15 protein-coding genes are annotated in these 18,821 nt (G+C 53.2%); 6 read left to right on the forward strand and 9 right to left on the reverse strand.

All coding sequences use genetic code 11. From position 1 onward, the window contains the following. Positions 1–174: 174 nt before the first annotated feature. The 3 genes from FOE74_RS20190 (at position 175) to FOE74_RS20200 (ending at position 7,995) form a co-directional block, all read left to right on the forward strand. Entirely contained in the window at positions 175–3,156 is a 2,982-nt protein-coding gene (locus FOE74_RS20190) for a CheR family methyltransferase (RefSeq protein WP_188687054.1), read from the forward strand. A gap of 46 nt (positions 3,157–3,202) precedes the next feature. Continuing rightward, a complete protein-coding gene (locus FOE74_RS20195) occupies positions 3,203–6,298 on the forward strand; it encodes a PAS domain-containing sensor histidine kinase (RefSeq protein ID WP_149100448.1) in 3,096 nt (1,031 codons plus the stop codon). 623 nt (positions 6,299–6,921) lie between these two features. Then, positions 6,922–7,995, forward strand: a complete 1,074-nt coding sequence (locus FOE74_RS20200) for a sensor histidine kinase (RefSeq protein ID WP_188687057.1) — start codon at positions 6,922–6,924, stop codon at positions 7,993–7,995. Between the two features lie 195 nt (positions 7,996–8,190). On the opposite strand, the gene FOE74_RS20205 is transcribed toward FOE74_RS20200, so the two are convergent. Beyond that, positions 8,191–8,526, reverse strand: a complete 336-nt coding sequence (locus FOE74_RS20205) for an STAS domain-containing protein (protein ID WP_149100450.1) — start codon at positions 8,524–8,526, stop codon at positions 8,191–8,193. Between the two features lie 55 nt (positions 8,527–8,581). Further along, complete coding sequence (locus tag FOE74_RS20210; RefSeq protein ID WP_149100451.1) at positions 8,582–8,938, reverse strand: STAS domain-containing protein; 357 nt, start codon at positions 8,936–8,938, stop codon at positions 8,582–8,584. 292 nt (positions 8,939–9,230) lie between these two features. Between FOE74_RS20210 and FOE74_RS20215 the strand changes: the two genes are divergently transcribed. After that, on the forward strand, positions 9,231–9,881 hold the full coding sequence (locus FOE74_RS20215) for a response regulator (RefSeq protein WP_149100452.1): 651 nt from the start codon (positions 9,231–9,233) through the stop codon (positions 9,879–9,881). Positions 9,882–10,096: 215 nt separating this feature from the next. Here FOE74_RS20215 and FOE74_RS20220 read toward each other — a convergent pair whose 3' ends face one another. Beyond that, positions 10,097–10,288, reverse strand: coding sequence for a hypothetical protein (locus tag FOE74_RS20220; RefSeq protein WP_149100453.1), 192 nt, complete (start codon positions 10,286–10,288; stop codon positions 10,097–10,099). 413 nt (positions 10,289–10,701) lie between these two features. Here FOE74_RS20220 and FOE74_RS20225 point away from each other — a divergent pair, with 413 nt between their 5' ends. Next, positions 10,702–11,697 (forward strand): cation diffusion facilitator family transporter, encoded by a 996-nt coding sequence (locus FOE74_RS20225; RefSeq protein WP_188687060.1) that lies wholly within the window; start codon positions 10,702–10,704, stop codon positions 11,695–11,697. Positions 11,698–12,246: 549 nt separating this feature from the next. On the opposite strand, the gene FOE74_RS20230 is transcribed toward FOE74_RS20225, so the two are convergent. Beyond that, positions 12,247–13,359 carry an endonuclease/exonuclease/phosphatase family protein gene (locus FOE74_RS20230; RefSeq protein WP_192576642.1) on the reverse strand — a complete coding sequence of 371 codons (1,113 nt, stop codon included), beginning with the start codon at positions 13,357–13,359 and terminating at the stop codon, positions 12,247–12,249. A gap of 649 nt (positions 13,360–14,008) precedes the next feature. Next, positions 14,009–15,103, reverse strand: coding sequence for a PA0069 family radical SAM protein (locus FOE74_RS20235; protein WP_149100455.1), 1,095 nt, complete (start codon positions 15,101–15,103; stop codon positions 14,009–14,011). Between the two features lie 356 nt (positions 15,104–15,459). On the opposite strand from FOE74_RS20235, the gene FOE74_RS20240 reads away from it, so the two are divergent. Beyond that, the gene (locus FOE74_RS20240) at positions 15,460–15,837 is read left to right on the forward strand and encodes a hypothetical protein (RefSeq protein WP_188687066.1); all 378 of its coding nucleotides are present in this window, start codon (positions 15,460–15,462) and stop codon (positions 15,835–15,837) included. 109 nt (positions 15,838–15,946) lie between these two features. On the opposite strand, the gene FOE74_RS20245 is transcribed toward FOE74_RS20240, so the two are convergent. The 4 genes from FOE74_RS20245 to FOE74_RS20260 all read right to left on the reverse strand — a co-directional run bounded on the left by FOE74_RS20245 (position 15,947) and on the right by FOE74_RS20260 (position 18,773). Then, positions 15,947–16,348, reverse strand: a complete 402-nt coding sequence (locus tag FOE74_RS20245; RefSeq protein ID WP_188687069.1) for a c-type cytochrome — start codon at positions 16,346–16,348, stop codon at positions 15,947–15,949. 4 nt (positions 16,349–16,352) lie between these two features. Further along, a complete protein-coding gene (locus tag FOE74_RS20250) occupies positions 16,353–17,000 on the reverse strand; it encodes an SCO family protein (RefSeq protein WP_149100458.1) in 648 nt (215 codons plus the stop codon). Beyond that, positions 16,997–17,422 carry a hypothetical protein gene (locus FOE74_RS20255; protein ID WP_149100459.1) on the reverse strand — a complete coding sequence of 142 codons (426 nt, stop codon included), beginning with the start codon at positions 17,420–17,422 and terminating at the stop codon, positions 16,997–16,999. The genes FOE74_RS20250 and FOE74_RS20255 overlap by 4 nt, the downstream gene beginning before the upstream one ends. A gap of 346 nt (positions 17,423–17,768) precedes the next feature. Further along, positions 17,769–18,773 carry a hypothetical protein gene (locus tag FOE74_RS20260; RefSeq protein ID WP_149100460.1) on the reverse strand — a complete coding sequence of 335 codons (1,005 nt, stop codon included), beginning with the start codon at positions 18,771–18,773 and terminating at the stop codon, positions 17,769–17,771. Positions 18,774–18,821: the final 48 nt, after the last annotated feature.

Here is an 18,821-nt window from a genome sequence, read left to right on the forward strand (position 1 = left end):
GGACCGCTTTTTCACCAAGAGTATAGGGTAATTATTGTACCTTGTTGAGTTGGTGGCATGGCCCCTGCAACGCCCGAAAGCCCCGGCAGGAAACCCACCCTCCTGGCACTGCTGTCTGGCAGGGCAACGCCCTCCTGCCCAAAGACACGGCGCCCCGTTTTACGTACAACTTATATGGAGATAACACAAATAGAAAGGGTTGGGATACCCAATGCCCCGGCGCCTGCTGATCCCAAAAACAAAGGGTCAAAAGAGGTGAATAGCCCAGACAAACCCAACCTTGATTTCCAGATCGTAGGCCTGGGCGGATCAGCTGGTTCTCTTGAGGGGTTTGAGATTTTCTTTCAGCACTTACCCCCGGCCACTGGCATGGCCTACGTGGTGGTTCCGCACCTGGACCCTACCCAGAAAGGCATGATGACCGAGATCATCAGGCGCTACACCTCGTTGCCCGTACTGGAGATCAAAGACGGCCTCAAGGTAGAGCCAGACCACGTGTACGTAGTTCCCTCTAACAAAGAGACGGCGCTGGAACGGAGCCACTTCAAACTGGTGTCGCCGGAGCAACCCAACGGCCAGCGCATGCCCATTGACTTCTTTTTCCAGAGCCTGGCGGTCAACCGCCGGGAGCACGCCATTGGGGTGGTTCTCTCCGGCATGGGCGCAGACGGCACCCTGGGTCTGAAGATGATCATGGAGAACTTTGGCATGGTGATGGTGCAGGACCCAGACACCGCCCGGTTTGACGCCATGCCGCGCAACGCCATTACCTCTGAGTTTGTAGACCATATCTTGCCGGTAGACCAAATGCCAGAGAAACTGCTGGCCTACGCCAACATGCCGCCTATCAAAGGCAAGCACCTGGTAGAGGCGCACAAGTCTACCCAAATGCTGCAGAAGATTTTCACGCTCATCCGCAACAAGACCGGGCATGATTTCTCGCTGTACAAACGCAACACCATCTTCCGGCGTATTGAACGCCGCATGAACAGCCACCAGATCCTGCAGTTCTCAGAGTACGTGCGGTTTCTGCAGGAAGACCCCCAGGAGGTGGAGGCGCTCTTCAAGGAACTGCTCATTGGCGTGACCAAATTCTTCAGAGACGCGGAGGCGTTCTCGCTTCTGGAAGAGAAGTACCTGCCGGAGGTGGTGCAGACCAAGAAAGACGGCGACTATCTACGCGCCTGGGTGGCCGGTTGCTCTACCGGTGAAGAAGCCTACACCGTGGCCATGCTCCTGCAGGAAGCCATGGACAAGGCGGGCCTGCACCTGAAGATCCAGGTCTTTGCCACTGATATTGACCCAGAGGCCATTGAACGGGCCCGCGCCGCCTGCTACTTAGATAACATCACCGCCGATGTGTCACCCGAGCGCCTGCGGCGGTTCTTCAACAAGGTAGACAACCACTACCACGTCAAGAAGGAACTGCGGGAGATGGTGGTTTTTGCCGTGCACAACCTTAACCGTGATGCACCTTTCACCAAACTGGATCTGCTCACCTGCCGCAACCTGTTGATTTACCTTTCCGCGGAGCTGCAGAAAAAGCTGTTCCCCGTGTTCCACTATTCGCTCAACCCCAATGGGCTGCTGTTCCTGGGTTCGTCAGAGACCCTATCCGGCTTTCCAGACATGTTTACTACCCTTGATACCAAATGGAAGATTTCAAGGCGGGCAGAAACCACCGTTCCTCTCATGCGCCTGGCTGAGTTCCCGTTTACCTTTACCTCCTTTGAGACCGTGAAACCACACCCAGAGCCCCCCACCGCCATTAAGAAAGAAACCAACATGGGAACCGTGGTCCAGCGCATGATGCTGCAGCATTTTGCCCCCGCGGCACTCATCATCAACCCCAAAGGAGACATCTTCTACATACACGGGCGCACGGGCAAGTACCTGGAACCCGCTCAAGGCCAAGCCAACCTCAATGTGTTTGACATGGCGCGCGAAGGGCTCACCTTTGAACTGAACAACCTGGTAAGCCGGGCCGCGGTCTTGAAGGAACCCGTGAAGGCCGATAACCTGCAGGTGAAGACAGACCACGGCCTGCAGTACGTGAAGCTGTCGGTGACCCCCTTGCAAGAGCCGGCCCAGCTGAAAGACCTGCTCATGGTGGCGTTTGAAGACATGCCCCCGCCCAAACCCCGCAAAAACCGCAAAGAAACGGCAGAAGAAGCCTCTAAAAAAGATGAGCGCATTGCGGAACTGGAAAAAGAACTGCTGTACACTAAGCAACGGCTGCAAACCACCATTGAAGAGATGAATTCCTCTTTAGAGGAGCTCAAATCCACCAATGAAGAGCTACAGTCGGCTAATGAGGAGCTGCAAAGCACCAATGAGGAGTCCATGACCAATAAAGAGGAGATGCAGTCGCTGAACGAGGAGCTCATGACCATCAACCTCCAGTTCCAGACCAAGGCTGAGGAACTCACCAACTCCAACAATGACATGAAGAACCTGTTGGACAGCACCGAGATTGCCACTATCTTCCTGGACAACAACCTCAACATCAAGAACTTCACCCCACAGGCCACCCAGATCTTCAACCTGATCAGGGCTGACGTAGGCCGGTCCATCACGCACATTGCCTCTAACCTCAGGTACCAGAACATTGCTGATGACGTGCGGGAGGTACTAGACCGGCTGCGCAGCAAAGAAGTGCACCTCCAAACCGCAGACGGGCAGCAGTGGTACTCCATGCGCGTGCTCCCCTACCGCACCGCCGACAACTTCATAGACGGCGCCGTGGTTACCTTTACCAACATCACCAACTTCAAGAACCTGGAAGCCAGCGTGGCCGCTACCAGCCTCTACGCCGCCAACATCATTGATGTCATTCAACAACCGCTGGTAGTGCTAGACGGGCAACTGCGCGTGGAGTGCGCCAGCAACGCCTTCGCCCAAACGTTTCAGCTGATCCCAGAACAATTGAAGGGCCAGTGGCTCTACCACCTGGGCAACGGCCAATGGGACATCCCCGTGCTGAGGGAACTCATGGACCGGGTGCTGCTGGAGGGCATTGAAGCCAAAGACGAGGTGTGGGAACATGAATTCCCGGTGCTGGGTTACCGGCGCATCATCCTGAACACCCGCCGGGTGGAACAAACGGAGAGCAAGCCTTTCAAGATCTTACTGGCCATGGAGGTTTTTGAGAGGTGACAGGCAAAGAAGAATTTACGGCAATAGCCCTTGAACGCATTCCTTTATGAACGAAGAGAAGAGAGAGCCCATAGGAATGGCCCATGACTTTTCACTGCTGCGGCAGGAAGCCGAGAAGTTGCAGAAACCGATAAGTGCGACGGAGGTGGGCACTATGACCCCGCATGAGGTGAGCCGGCTTATTCAGGAGCTGCAGATCCACCAGGTAGAGCTGGAGATGCAGAACCACCAAATGCAGTTAGTCACCCAGGAACTAGAGGCTGCCCGCGCCAAATACCTGGACCTGTACCAGCACTCGCCCTTTGGATACGTGACCTTAGATGAGCACGGGGTGGTGGAAGAGGCAAATAAAAAAGGATTAGAGCTGCTGGGCACTTCCCGGGAACACCTGATAGCCCGGCGCTTCAGCCAATTCATCCATCAAGACAGTCTTGACGCCTTTTACGGTTTCTTCCGGAAGGTGCTGCTCTCTGACCAGACTAAAACAGTAGAGCTACAGATACTCTCTAACAACGGCGGGGTGTTTTACGCCCAATTGGAAGGGCTTCTCCTGCGCCGCCAGAATGACACAGACCAGTGCCGCATCGCTTTTCTGGATGTCACCGAGCGCAAAACGGCGCACATTGAGCTGGCCAACAAAGAAGCCTTGCTCTCCGCTATCATCAACTCTTCCCTGAATGCGGTGCAGGTCTTCAAAGCCAACCGTGACCGGCAGGGCCACATCATAGACTTTGAGTGGATCCTGCTCAACAGAACCGCTGAGCTGTTCCTTGATTTCACACTGCCCCAGTTACGGCGCCACCGGCTCAATGAGATCTTGCCCAGCTTTTTAACCGAGGGCCATTTCTTCACCTTTGTGAACGTAGTGGAAAATGGGCACCCGGCCACGTTTACGGCCCATTTAAAGAGAAATGACTGGGAACACTGGCTTAATTGCGTGGCCGTGAAGCTGGAAGACGGTTTCGTGCTCACCTTTGAAGACGTGACCCAACCACGCCAGGCCAATGAAAAGCTGCAGGAAAGCCAGTTGCTGGTCAAGAAGATGGCCGAAGCCATGCCGGATTTCCTGTACGTGGAAGACCTGCAACAAGGCCGCAACCTCTACAACAACCGCGATTTCCTGGCCTTTCTTGGCTACAAGCCGGCCGACATCAAAGGGCACCCGCGGGAACTGCTAGACACCCTCTACCACCCGCAAGACGCCCACCTGCTGCTGGACCGGGCTGCCCGCTTCGCGGAGAAAGAAGACGGGGAACTGCTGGAGTACCAGGTGCGTATCAAAGCCAAAAACGGCACCTGGCGCAACATCCTTTTCCGGGAAACGGTCTTTAAACGGGGGGCTTCTGGCGTGCCGGTGCAGCTGGTGGGCATGGCCCAGGACATCACCAAGAAGTTGCAATCAGAGAATGAACTGCGGCAACTGCATGAGACCATGTCTGCCATTCTAGACAACCTCCCGGTCACACTCTGGCGCATTGGCACAGACGGCCACGTACTGGAGTCTAAGGGCGCGGGCCTGAGAGCCTTGGGCCTGAAAGAAGACCAGATGGTGGGCCAGTCCTTCGCCACCGTGCACCAGGCCCTGGACCGTCAGATCAGGCAAGCCCTGGCTGGGAACCAGATCAACACCCTGGCCGAATTTGAGGTGGAGGGCAGGAAAGTACACAAGCAGGTATACCTGTTCCAGGACACAGGAACGGGCGAGGCCATTGGCTTCTGCCTGGACGTGACGGAACAGAAGCAGGCCGAGGAGAATGCCCGGTACCAGACCATGCTCCTGGACCAGCTCCTGGAGAACCTCCCGCTGGTGCTGGCGGTGCTAGACCTCCAGGGTACCTACCTTGACATAAGAGGCAACGGCCTCAGAAAGCTGGGAATCCAGGACGGCCAACTTCGCGGGGAAAGCATTTTCAAGGTGTTCCCGCAGCTGGAAGGCAACATCAGAGACGTATTGGCTGGGCAGGTGAAAAGCTTTCCGGCTGCGTTCCCCCACCAGGGGCGGCAACTCCATTTCCAGAATTACGGGTTCCTGGACCAGGACAAAAAACGGGGCATCGCCTTTGGCATTGACATCACTGACCTGAAAGAAGCGCAGGAGGAAATGGCCCGGGCCAAGGAATTCTCTGAAAACCTGCTGGAAAACAACGTCAATGGCATTTTCGCGCTGGACCTCCATCTCCAGATCACGGCCTGGAACCGCGCCGTAGCCAAATGCACCTCCCTGGAACGCGCGCAAGTACTGGGCAAACCCATCCACGCCCTTACCCCGGCTAAAAGCAAGACCCGGTTGGGGCAGTACCTCAAGCGTGTGCTGCTGGGCGAAGAGGTCACGTTGACCAGCCTCCCGTTTTTGCCAGAGGGCCGTTATTTTGAGATCCAGTTGACCCCCATCTACGGCACAGACCGCGAAATCACGGGTGTGCTGGGCATGGTACGCGACACCACCGCCCAGAGAAGGCGCCACAGAGAGGAAACCAAGATCAAACTGGCCCAGCAGAAAGACGTGATGGACGTGATCATCACCACCCAGAACGAGGAACGCAAGCGCATTGCCGAGGCTCTGCACAACAGCCTGGCCCAACTCCTGTACGCTGCCAAGCTGAACATGGAAGAAATACAGACCGAAGTAACCCATGAAGAAAAGCTGGAGAAAGTGTTGGTGCCCATCCGGCGGGTCTCCCGGTTTCTGGAGGAAGCCATCAAAGAAACCCGCACCCTGGCCCATGAGTTGATTCCCAGGGTATTGGTTGATTTCGGGTTGAAGTCAGCCCTCAAAGACCTGGCTACCCGGCTTTCCACAAATACTTTCTCGGTGCAGTGCGTGGTGACAGGCTTTGACCAGCCCAAGAACTATGAGTTTGAGACCTACCTGTTCCGGTTTGTGCAGGAACTCCTGAACAACGTGATGAAGCATGCCGAGGCCACTGAGGCCCTGGTACAGGTGGTAGACAAAGGGAAGACGGTACGGGTACGGGTGCAGGACAACGGCAAGGGAATGCCTAAAAACTGGGCCAGCAAGGCTGCTAACAAAGGCATGGGGCTCATGACCCTGCGCAACCGGGCCAAACTCCTGCAGGGCGACATGGAGATTGACTCTACCCCTGGCGAAGGGACCACCATCACCATTGAAATTCCTCACTAACCGTTTCCTGAGTTGCTTTTGGCCTTCTTTTGAAAAAACAGGCCCAAAGCAACTTCCCAGGGACCACTTCCTGCCTTACGCTTTTGAACAAAGCAAGGTGCGCCCGTTCCCTATTACTCTTAGTCTGGTTGCCTGCTGTAGGATAACCTACCCCGCCCTGCTTCCTTCAGACTTACCTATGACCTAGGGTGGCACCCCGCACCTACCCCAAGCGTCCGCTACTTCCGGAGGCGCCGGTCTCCCACCAGCTTTTGCTGACACACCTAGCAGAAATGACTCTGAGATGGAAGCAGTCCTTTTCCTTACCGGCATTCCTTTAAAAGCCTCTTCAGCTCAGCGTCTTGCTTTGGCTATGCCATTTGCCAAAAGCGTTTCTGCGGCCTTTTCACTAAAAGACGTCTGATTCAGCTGAATTGCCTCCTGGCACCTGTTGCAGAGCAATTCCGGGTACCAAGGTCTGTTTTGCGTCTATTTTCATAATAACAGGTAAAAATCCTGTCAACCTTCTCTCTGCTCCGTAGTTCCCGCATTTATTTAAGGTAGTCTCTCATTATCAGGGGCTTTGGGAGCAAACTGGCACTTCTTTTGGTAAAGAGGCCAGAAGACGTAAAAAGATGGATGCTATGTGGAGGACGGACCTGGAATGCTCTTTGAACCTGCTGGAGAACAGCGCAGACGGAATGGTAGCCTTTGACACACAGTTTCAGGTAACGGCCTGGAACACGGCCATGGGGCGCATCATGTCCAAGACCAAGGAAACCATGCTGGGAAAATCAGTGCTCTCCCTTTTCCCGGAGGAGAAGAGACGGTATCTGCAACACCACCTGGCGCGGGTGTTGCAAGGCCACGGCATCACTACCTATGGATTGCCGGGCCTGCCGGCAGACCGCTCCTATGAGATCCATCTGGAGCCGGTTTCCACCGCCGCTTCTGAGGTAGTGGGAGGCCTGTTCATTTTACATGACATCACGCGCCGGCGGATGCGCCAGAAGGCCTATGCTTGGCCTATGCCTGACGAGCAGAAAGAGCTCGCTCCTGAACTGTACCCTGAGCAGGAAGAAAAGCACTCACTGGTTTCCAAGGCCTTGCCCCACAGCCTGGGGCATCTTCTGCACGCGGCTAAACGCCATCTGGCAGACCTTATGCTGAAAGACCAGACCAGGCCACCCTCCAAGGCTTCCCCACTCCACCGTATTAACGGTTTACTGGAAGACGCAATCAAGGAAACGGACCTGTTGGCCCACGACCTAATGCCCACCACCTTGCAAAATCAGGGCTTAAAAACCGCTTTACTAGACCTGGCCCAACGCTGGTCTACTGAACATTTCTGCGTACAAAGTGTGGTCATTGGTTTTGGGCCGGTCCAAGATACTCCCCTGGAAACCTCCCTGTTCATCATTGTGCAGGAACTCTTGGGCAATACCAGGCAGCAGCCCTGGGTCACCGAAGTATTGGTTCAGGTCATAGACAAAGGCCCTCAGGTAATGGTACGGGTAGAATACAATGGATCAGATGCCGCGCTGGGCCTCAGAACCAGCGGCAACGAGGTGGGGCTCTTTACCCTACAGGACCGGATACAACTCTTGCAGGGGACCATGCATGTGTCTTCCACCTCAGAAGAGGGTACCGTGGTCACCGTTCTTCTACCTAAGAAAACAGAGGAAAAATCGCCCCCGCAGGAACGCGCAATATCCTAGCACCTTGCTCCCCATCCACAAGGCCATCTTTATAAAAGGCAATAAATATTCTGTTTTAACGTATTTTACTCAAAATAATGATATAAATAGCTAAAAGGAGCAGATGAGATTTGGGCGGGCTTAAAAATATAACAATAAGATGGGATACTAGAAGGATGCTACGGCAAGGCTTTAGCCTTTGACACCACCAAAGACTTATTTTTCCTGTAGGGAAGCTTCTTTTTTAGAGGGCACAATAGTCATGACCATGTGCAGGCCCAGCAATTCAAACACATCACGCACGTGGTCACTCATGCCATAGAAAACCAGGCTGATGTTCCTTTCCTGCAGGGTGCCCATGTGTGAGATCATCACCCCAAGCCCCGCTGAGGAGATATAAGAAAGCTCCTCACAGTCTATCCAGAGCTGTTCAATGGGCTTTTGGAGGGCCAATTCAATTTCCCGGTCAACATCAAGGCAGGTAGAGGCATCCAGCTCGCCGCAAAGGTGCAGAATGTAGGCCTGTGATTCCTCTTTTACGGTTATAGTCATTGCTTTTTTTATATAATTTAGGAAAATTCTCTAAAAAAAGCAGGTAAAAGCCAGGTTATCTTTTTGTTAAATTCTGCTGGTTCACATACTTAATAGCAGTTTCTAAAGAATCCACCACTTTCACCAGAGAATCAAAACCAGAAGAGTTGATGAGTCCTTGGATAGGAGCCTCCAGGTTAAATAAGATAAGTTCTTTCTTTTGCTGTTGCACCAGCTGCACATACGGGAGCAGGCTACGCAAGCCCGCGGGCGTAACGGAGGTTACTCCCGAGAAATCCACCAGCAGGTATTTCCTGTCTAACCGCAACACAGACCTGAACTGAGCCTGTGCGGTCGCTTCGGTCAGGTCTTCTAAGGCCCCTCTCAGGTACACCAGTAAACCTACATTCGTTAGCTGCGTAGAGATTTCCATTGGTTTATATACGCCTATACTCTTGAGGCTCAACCATTACCACCCGTTTATAACTCTAATGTAGGCAAGAACAGGCCCTGAAGAAAGGTCTTTTTTACTCTTTTTGACAAATACGTACAAATACTAGGTTTTCGGCTTTAACAACAATAATCAATGGGGGTTAAGACCAAATTGAGCCATCTCCGTACAAATACTCAATCTTACGCCTCTATTCCAGGATCTCCCGCAAAAATTAGATTTAATTAGAAATTCTTAACTTCTTTAACTCCCGAGTCAATTAACAAGTCAAGTGATGATAAAAGTAATTCTAGTAGATGATCATACTCTGATCAGAGATGGGTTGAAGTCTTTACTTAAATCAGAAAGAACCGTTCAGATCATAGGAGAAGCCGAAAACGGGCAGCAACTTCTGGAACTCCTTGAGACCGTTACGCCAGACGTGATCATGCTAGACCTTAACATGCCCGTGATGGATGGTTTTGAAACGCTGCAGCACCTCAAGCAAAAGTACCCCGACATCAAGGTGCTGGTGTTAACCATGCTGGATCAGGAAAGTTACGTACACAAGGTGCGTACCTCCGGGGCCATGGGCTACGTACTGAAAACAGCAGGCAGAGATGAGCTGGTGCATGCCATCAAAACTGTGGCCAATGACAATTCCTTTATCTCTTCTGAGGTAGCCCTTAACCTGCTCAACAAAGCCAACAACCCAGAAGCGGCCACCACCGGTGCTGCCTCTAAGAATAACCCAGAATTGTCTAAACGCGAGATGGAGGTCCTCAAACTTATCGCGGAGGGCTATACCAACGCAGAGATTGCTGACAAACTATTTGCCAGCAAGCGTACCATAGAGTCTCATAGGCAGCACTTGATAGAAAAGACCAAGGCCCGCAACACTGCCACCTTAATCAAGTATGCCCTCAAAGAAGGATTGATAGAATAGCTATACCCTTTCCAAGAGAATGATAAGGCCTCCTTTACGGGCTGTTTTTACAAAAACAGCCCGTAAAGGAGGCCTTTTTTATAGTATCCTTGTCACTCCTCTCTCAAGGAGAGCAATTGAGTGAAAGGTGGAAAACGTGAGAGAGCACTAAAAGAAATCTGACCTTCCAAGGGGTGTGGGCAGGGAGATCAAGAGAGGGGAAGTTTCAACAATGGTTATTTCTTCAGCGGGGGCAACTTGAAGACGCTCTTTCCGGCTGTGGGGGCCTGCATGTACTGCAGCCGCAGGTCTTGCAACCGGGTGAGCGAATCATTGATGGTGCCCTTGTCTACAGGAAGCAACGAGCTGTTTTTCAACAACTTTTCAATTGGCTTACCTGCCACCATCTTTTTAACTGGGGTATTCATACAAGTACCGTCTAACCTTAAGGAACATTTATGTAGCAACAACGAAATTATGGGATTGCCATGGCACCTACAATAGCTAGTATATGAATGATCTAAGGTATTTGTTGCATTAATTTTTAATTTTTATCTTTACTTAACTAAAGCACGCCATTATGCACCCTATTCTTGGTTTCCTGTTCTTCTTTTTAGGCCTGCTGGCCACTTTTGTATCTTGGTTGCTGTCATTGCTGTTTGAATAGGGACTCTTTTCCAGGTCCTGGCCAAACTAAGCGTCCTCCTTCCCTTCTGTCCTCGGCTCTAGCCGGGCAAGTCTCTTCTTGCCTGGTATTGTAGCGGGTTAAAAAAGCAGTACTTTTGCCCCCTTTTGCCTCTCTTCTCGTTTGATAGGCAGAAGTTCCTTTAATCTGCTTTCTATGCCCACCACCACTTCGGCGGTATCGTCTATTCGTATCATGGGCCTGATGCTGGTGCTGGCCCTGGTCTTGCTGAGCATCAAGTTTGGCGCCTATTTCCTCACCAACTCCAATGCCATCCTGACGGATGCGCTGGAATCCATCATCAATTTCGTGACGGGTGGGGTAGCCCTGTACAGCGTTTTTCTGGCGGCTAAACCCAAAGACCAGGACCACCCGTATGGGCACGGCAAGATAGAGTTTATCTCCTCTGGTCTGGAAGGCTCCCTTATTACCCTGGCGGGGGTGGCCATCATCATCAAATCAGTCTACAACCTGCTGTATCCGCAGCCTATCTATAAAATGGACGTGGGTATTTTGCTCACCCTGGTTACTGGGGTGGTGAACTTCATAGCAGGCCGTTACCTGGTGCGGCGCGGCACCACCCACCACTCCCTCACCATCATCGCCAACGGCAAGCACCTGTTATCAGATGCCTATTCCAGCCTGGGTCTGGTGGTTGGCCTGGGCTGTATCTACTTCACCCAGATCCTATGGCTTGATTCGGTGGTAGCCATCATCTTTGGCTCTTTCATTACCTATACTGGCTACGGCATTGTCCGGAACTCCATTTCCGGGGTCATGGATGAGGCCGACCACCACCTCCTGGAGCGCATCATCACGGTGCTGAACCAGCGCCGCCGCGAGAACTGGATAGACCTGCACAACATGCGCGTGATCAAGTACGGCAGCATGCTGCACATTGACAGCCACCTTACCCTGCCTTGGTATTTCAACCTGCAGGAGGCCCACAGGGAAGTAGAACTGCTTCAGGAGATCATCACCCAGGAGATGGGCGACGTGGTAGAACTCTTCGTACACCTGGACCCTTGCCTACCCCCGCTCAGTTGCCGCCTCTGCACCAAATCAGATTGCAAGGTACGCCAGCATGACTTTGTGGGACGGGTGGAGTGGTCCCTGGAAAACGTGATCGAGAATCAGCGCCACTCCCTGTAACCCGGGAACCAAGCACTTTTCTTAAAGTCCAGTCATTCAGAGACGACTGCCCGGACTGGCAGCCCCTGAACCCACTTCCTAGGCTCTCGTTTCTAATGGCAAGCATAAGGTATTGTCTCTCCTTCGCCTCACACGCGCTCAGGAGCAAAGCCGTTTGTTACATTTTTTCTACCCTTTAAGACCCCACAAAGCCCCTCAAGGAAGGCAAAAGGAAGAACCGGCAATCCTTCAAATGGAGCAAAGTGAGAGTGAATGGAGGCAAGAAGGAAGTGTTTTTCAGGAATGCCTGCTCAGCACGGGAACCTTCTCTGCATTTTAACAGCCTTTTGAAAGAAGGTATTTGACGGGAGGGATTGACGGTGCGACGGCAGGAAGAACCAGATCATGCTTTGGCAAAAAGGGAATCCACTTGGGAGATGTCTCTGGTCCTAGCCTTGGCTTACCTGAGGATTGCCCTGTTGCCTTGGGGTAAATTTGAGTACTAAACCAGATAAGAGAAAACCAAGAAAGCCTGTTCAGCAGCCCCTGGCACCCTTTCCCTGTAATATACTATTCCCCCTTGCCCGGAACCTCCTTTTTCAGCCATAAATCGCTCACGATGGCGTAATGGTCAGAGAGGTTTTTCTTGATGGTTTTGTAGCCGGTTCCTACCAGGCGCGGGTCATGGAGCAGGTAATCTATCCGGAGAACGGAGAACAAACCGTTGAAGGTGTTGCCCAGGCCCCACCCGCTTTCCACGAACGCATCTTGCAGGCCTTTGCTAATTTTATTATACGTGTAGGAGGCCGGCGGGTCATTGAAATCGCCGCACACGATCACCGGGTAGGGCGAACTGGCGATGTGGTCCGCGACTACTTTCACCTGGTGCGCGCGCTTCACGGCCCCCACCTGCAACCGCCTGATGATGTTCCGGGAGGCGATGATCTTCTCATCATTGGAAGGCTTGGCGTTGGGGTTACCCAGGAACTCATAGTCTTCGCGCTTGAACCGGTTAGACTGGAAGTGTACGTTATAGACCCTGATGGTGTCTTCCCCTACCTTCAGATCCGTGAAAATGCAGAGGTTGTTCGTTTTCTCATTGAAGAGGATGCTGCCTTTCCTGACCACGGGATAGGTGCTGAAGGTGGCAATACCCCAGTGGTCACTTTCGCGCAAGGTCTCTGTGTAGGCCACGTGGTGGTTCGTTGCTTTTTGCAGCTGCAGCAGGGTGTCCAGGTTATTGCGGCGGGTGGTTTTAGAGGTGGTGTAGAACTCCTGGAAACACAGAATGTCTGGTGCCTCTTCCTGCACCATCTCAAAGATTTTATCGCGGGTACGGGGGTTGCCCGTCCAGTCATACAGGTCAAACAGGCGGGCGTTGAAACTGAGTACCCGCAGCTTCTGGGCATGAGCCGGGGGCTCCGTTTTGAAGAGGTTCAACTGGATCTGGGTACGCAGGTTATCAAACCCCACAAGTACCGCGAAGAGCGAGATGAACAAGGCCCGGCTTTTCACCAGGAGCCAGTACAGGATAAAGAGCAGGTTCACCAGCAACAGCCCCGGGTAGGCAAGTGCCATCAGGCTGGCCAGCCAGAAAAAGCTGGGGCTGACATAAGAAGCCACGTGGGAGAGCACCAACAGAAAAGCAGCTCCTATGTTGATAAACACAATCAGTTTAAACAAGAAGCTTCTTCTGGTTTTCTTCCCTGCCACAGTACTTGTTTGAGTAAGGGTGTTGGTGTTCCCCATGCCTAAAGATACGAAGAGCCTGTCTTTAAAGAAAAGTAATCCTGAGAAAGAAGTGATCCCGGCGGTGGACAAGAGGATACCTCTTACAACCACCCCCGGCCCATTGCCGTACAACTGGTAAAACGAAACTTCTCCTTTTAAAGTCTTTTCCCGGCTACTTTCTTACTACCTAAAGCACAGCTGGAGATACGCCTATTTACTTCCCTGAGGCTTTCTGTTTTATAAAGCACTAACTACAGAAAGGCATAAACTGTGGAACGTTCCCGGACACTTTTTTAGGGTTAGAAAAGACGCAATAATTGGAAAGTATCCTCTACTTCGTTTGCCTGCAGCTTTCCAGTTAAGCTGGAGTAAGACCTATACCGTGGCCTTTGCGGTATTAACTTTAAACCAACAGGTTCTTTGGGCAAAGATCAGCCCTTCTATCCAACAACAAAGCACCTGACAAGCTGTCACCATCACTACATGAACATTTATGAATCAGGGATTTCCCTTAATTCACTTAAAGCACCGCTTAAATTACCTTCCATTAGATCTAAATTTGCTGAAGCTGGATTTCAGGGCCTTTCTTAAGAAAGCAAGCTTAAAACATAGTGAGCTGTTTTCCTGCGCGAGGGGTAAAGGCAGTAAGGTCATATGGGGGCATGGCGCGGCCTTTAAAATGTTTGTGCAGCGATATCTTGAAGAGCGCCTTGATGGTTTCGGCCCATCTCCCCTCCCCTGACATCCTTCTGCCAAAGGTACTGTCGTTGAGGGAGCCTCCGTGGCAGGCCTTGATCTGGTCCAGGACTTTGGCGGCCTTATTAGGATAAGCCTTCTGCACCCAGTCTTCAAAGATCTCACCAATAGCCCCGTTCAACCGCACAATGGTATAGGCCGCTGACAGGGCACCCGCCGCCGCCGAGGCCTCCAGGATAGCAGGTATCTCATGGTCGTTCAACCCGGCAATAACCGGGGCCACCATCACATTGACGGGTATGCCGGCCTCGGCCAACTGCCGTACCACCTGCAGCCGTTTGGTCCCGGTGGAGGTACGCGGCTCCAGCTTTTGCCGAAGCTCTTCTTGCAAGGTGGTGATAGAGATGTTCACGTGCAGGAGCCGGTGCTGGTGCAACTGAGTAAGCAGATCCAGGTCGCGTAAGATCAGGGCATTTTTGGTAATCATGCTCACCGGATGCCGGTACTGGAGCAGCACTTCCAGGAGGCGGCGGGTGATCTTCTCTTTGGCTTCCACGGGTTGGTAGCAGTCGGTGTTGCCGGCCAGCATGATGGGACGCACCTCCCAGGTGGGGCTCTCCAGCTGGGTGCGAAGCAGGGCCGGGGCGTTCTCTTTCACTATCACCTTCTGCTCAAAATCCAGCCCCGCGCCCAGCCCCCAGTAGGCATGGGTATTGCGGGCGTAGCAGTAGACACACCCATGCTCACACCCCTGGTAGGGGTTCATGGAATACATGAGTCCCAGGTCTGGGGAGTTCACCTCGTTCACAATGGATTTAGGGTACTCCCTGAAAAATTGGGTGGCGGCCTTCTGTTCCCATGGTTCGTCAAGGCCTTCCAGATGCTCTACCACGTACTCCTTTTTCAGGTAGGGATTGGTTGGGTTGTACTGTGCCCCTCTGCCCTTTGTAAGCTCCCCTTCCTGTCCGGGCCTGGGTACTTTGCCCTCTTCTGCCGCCATGTTTTCCATGGCTAAATTTATTAGCTTCTTTTTACAAATCCCAACTAATGCTATATTTTTTAGCCTTCCATCGCATCCCAGCTGACCAGAGAACGCTTCTTTATAGGAACCCCATCATTGGTGGATTTCTTACCTGGGAGCATAATTTAGTTTCAGACCACTCCGTCTTTTCACCAGTTGGCCTATAAGGGTAAATACCTATTTTTATAAAAAATATAGGTTAATTCCTTTTAGCACCAGCTAAATAAATTGCAATCTCGTAGGAAGATTCATACTGATAACCATCCACCTTAACATTTCACGTAGCTATGAAAATTACCGGATTAAACTTTGGCGCAGCTTGCGCTCTTGCGGCCATGATGGCATTCACTTCTTGTGGCGGCAGTGGCAACAAAGAAGACCAGGCCAATGGTACCACCACAGACAACACCTCTGTTGACAGCAACAACATGGATGATGGTACCAGCACCACCACAGACATGAGCGGTTCTGACACCATGGGCACCACCACCGGCACTACCGGAACCACCATGGGCACTACAGGTACCACTGGCACCACCGGTACCACAGGAACAACCAGTGGCACCGGCACCACAACTGGTACTACTACCGGTACCACCGGCTCTACCGGAACCACCATGGGCACTACTGGTACCACCACAGGAACAACCGGCACCACCACCGGCACCACTGGCGGAACCACTGGTACTACTGGCGGAACCACCAGCCGCTAATCCCCCACGCACTGGCAAAACCTCCTGGTCTTGCCACCCGATATTCCCCAAAAAGAAAGAGCAGCCGGTATACCGGCTGCTCTTTCTTTTTGGGGAAGTATTACTATGGTCAAGGACAATTGGCGACCTGCTCTCTGACCTGGCCAAAAGAGACCCGCTCCTTAGGCGATTTGAATTCCTTGTGCAGGTAGTTGATGATATTGGTGATGTCTGCCTCTGACAACTGGGGGTTGCCAGGCATGGGCTGGTTGTACTGCTTGCCATTCACCATGATGGGCCCCTGTATTCCCTGCCGGATAAGGCAGGCCAGGTAATCGCGGTTCTTCTCTGAGTAGTCTGAGTTCACCAGCGGCGGGATCACACCCCGCAGGCCTTCCCCGTTTTCCAGGTGGCAACTGGCGCAATGGCGGCCATAGAGCAATTCTCCTTCATCGCCTCTTTCTGTAAAACAGCCCGCAAACGAGAGGCTCACCCACAGCAGCACGCAAAGGCTTTTCTTTGGCAAAGACATAACGCTATTTCTTTGTTTCGGCCAGGAGCACATCCATGTCCTGCAACAGTTTGTCTACATCCTCGGCCTTGGTGCCGTCATAATGCCCCCGCAGCCGGCGCTGCTCATCTACCAGCAAGAAAGCGCCACTGTGCTCAAAGCCGCCGGGCATGGCCTTGTCTACCATGGCAGTGGTGAAGTAGTGCTTCTGCGCCATGTCCAGGATGGTATCGCGGTCCCCGGTCAAAAAGTGCCAGGAAGCGCTCTTCACGCCCAACCGCTGGGCATAATCCCGAAGCACGGCAACGGTGTCATGGGTGGGGTCTATGGAGTGCGAAAGCAGGGTCACCCGCGGGTTGTCTTTGTACTTCTCGTACACCCGCAGCATCTGGCTTTTCATTTTAGGGCAGATAGACGGACAGGAGGTGAAAAAGAAATCAGCTACGTAGATCTTTCCGGCCACCGTCTCTTGCGTCACCTTTTGACTGTCCTGATCCACGAAGGCAAAATCTGGGATGGCATGGTACACCGTGTCTACCTGCGGTTTACCGTCTACCACGGTCACCTTGGGTTCTCGGGGGCCTAAAATGGGCAATTGCTTGCTTTCAGGGGGGGCGGTACAGGCTGTGGCCAGAGCCATGCCCAGGCATAGGGCTAAAAAGGAACGTTTCATTTGGGCGTGTTGCTGTAAAGGGTGTTCAAGGAATCTGCGGCCCTGAGACTTTGGGTAATACTTTCCTGCACCTGCGCGATCTTCTCTTTCTCCTGCTGCAGGTACTGGAGTGCTTCAGGGGCGGGTTTGCCCTCCGGGGCCCGGTAGGCGCGCATCCACTGCATCATCTCCTCGTCGGCTTTCACCAGGTGGGTGATGCCGGTGGTCAGGCTTTGCCGGGCCAGGGTATCCTGCACCTGCACAGAGTCTCTCAGGTAGGTGAGTTGTTTTCGGTTGGAGTACAGGGTTCCCATGTTGGCCATGGCCGAATCATGGAGTGCCATCACCTCCTGCTGCAGCAATTCCACCTTCTTTTCCGGCGAAGGCGCGCAGGCAGCACCTAACAGCACCAAAGAAAGCAGCGGTAGCAAAGGGTTCTTCATGAAGGATTGCGTTTAAAACCACAAAGGTAGCCTCTTCCTGGTAGAACGCCCAGCCTTCGGCCGGATTATGCTGAATTCTCCTGTTTTAGTTGCCCTTTCCCAGAATCCCTTCTTTTCTGACCTGCTGTACCCTTGTCTTTTCCCCCTGCCAAGGCAAAAGGTTCGCACATCTACAACCGAGCATACCGGTTACCTGAGCAAGCACTCCTCCAGGACAGCCACCTCCACACCCTTCCGCCCGGCTTCCTCCCCTAACCTCCTTTTCAGAAAACAGGCCTTAAACAAGAAGAGGAGCCACCCTTGCAGGTAGCTCCTCTTTTAGTTTATAGATTAGAGAGCGGCCGGCTTACCAGTTAAAGTCCTCCCGATTGCCTGGCTGCGATCCTTGGGAACGTACGTGTCCGCTCATGGGGTCGTAGCGGCGTTCCCGGCCTTCCTCGGCCCGGAAGTCACGGTCATAGCCCCAGCTCAAAGAACCGGCCATATTGCCGTTGTTCTCCCCATTGCCGTAGCGCTCACTGCGGGCTCCTTCGCCTTGTTGGTCAAAGTGGTCGCGGCGAGCCTGGTTGTAGCCAAACTGGGAGCTGTTCTCGGCGCGGGTGCGGCGGTCATGGCCACTATTGAGCTGGCCTAGCTGACGGCCCCGCTCATATTCTCCGCGGTTGTAGTGCGACTGGGCATCATCATAGATCTCATAGCGGCTGTCATCATCACGGCGCGCATTGTGGTTGGCACTAGTGCGGGCACTGTCTCTGGAGCCGGACCGGCCAGAGGGCTCCCACCCTCTAGTGTTGTCGGCGCCTTGGGTGCCGTAGCGGCCTGTGCCGTCATATTGCTCGCGTTCGCCCGGGGCGAAGCTGTTGTGGTCGCGGTAGGCGCCGTACACCTGGCGGTTCACGTGCTGCTCTTCTCCGCGGCCATGGCCGCTGGCCCACTGGTTTCCGCCGGAGGAGTTTTGGTGCGAGCCGTTGCGGGAAGATCCCCAGCCTTGAGCCCCACCGTAGCTGCCCATGTTGCCAAAGTTGCGGGCAGAGTGCTCAAGACCATTATTGTCTTCATGGGCCCCCAGGTTGTCAAAGCGCTCTCCGCGGCGGTGAGGGTCTCTGCCGTAGTCGCGGGGCAACTCGTGGTCGCGCTCGCGGCGCCGGTCTTCATGGGAGCCCTGGTAGTTTCCGCTGCGGTAGTCGCGGCTGCTGTCACGGTCGTTGAAGTTCTGGTGGTCCAGCCTTTCATACTCCCGGCCCCGGTCGTTGTCCAGGCGGTAGGAACCGCGGTACTGGTCCTCGTCCTGCTGGTGCCGGTTGGCGGAACGGTTCTGCCCATAGTCTTTTGATCTCTGATTTCTATCCATAGTCGTAGACGTTACGTGAAACAAAAAACAGCTTATCTTAACGACAAG

The sequence above is a fragment of the Rufibacter glacialis genome, from assembly GCF_008271745.1.
Lineage (GTDB): Bacteria > Bacteroidota > Bacteroidia > Cytophagales > Hymenobacteraceae > Nibribacter > Nibribacter glacialis.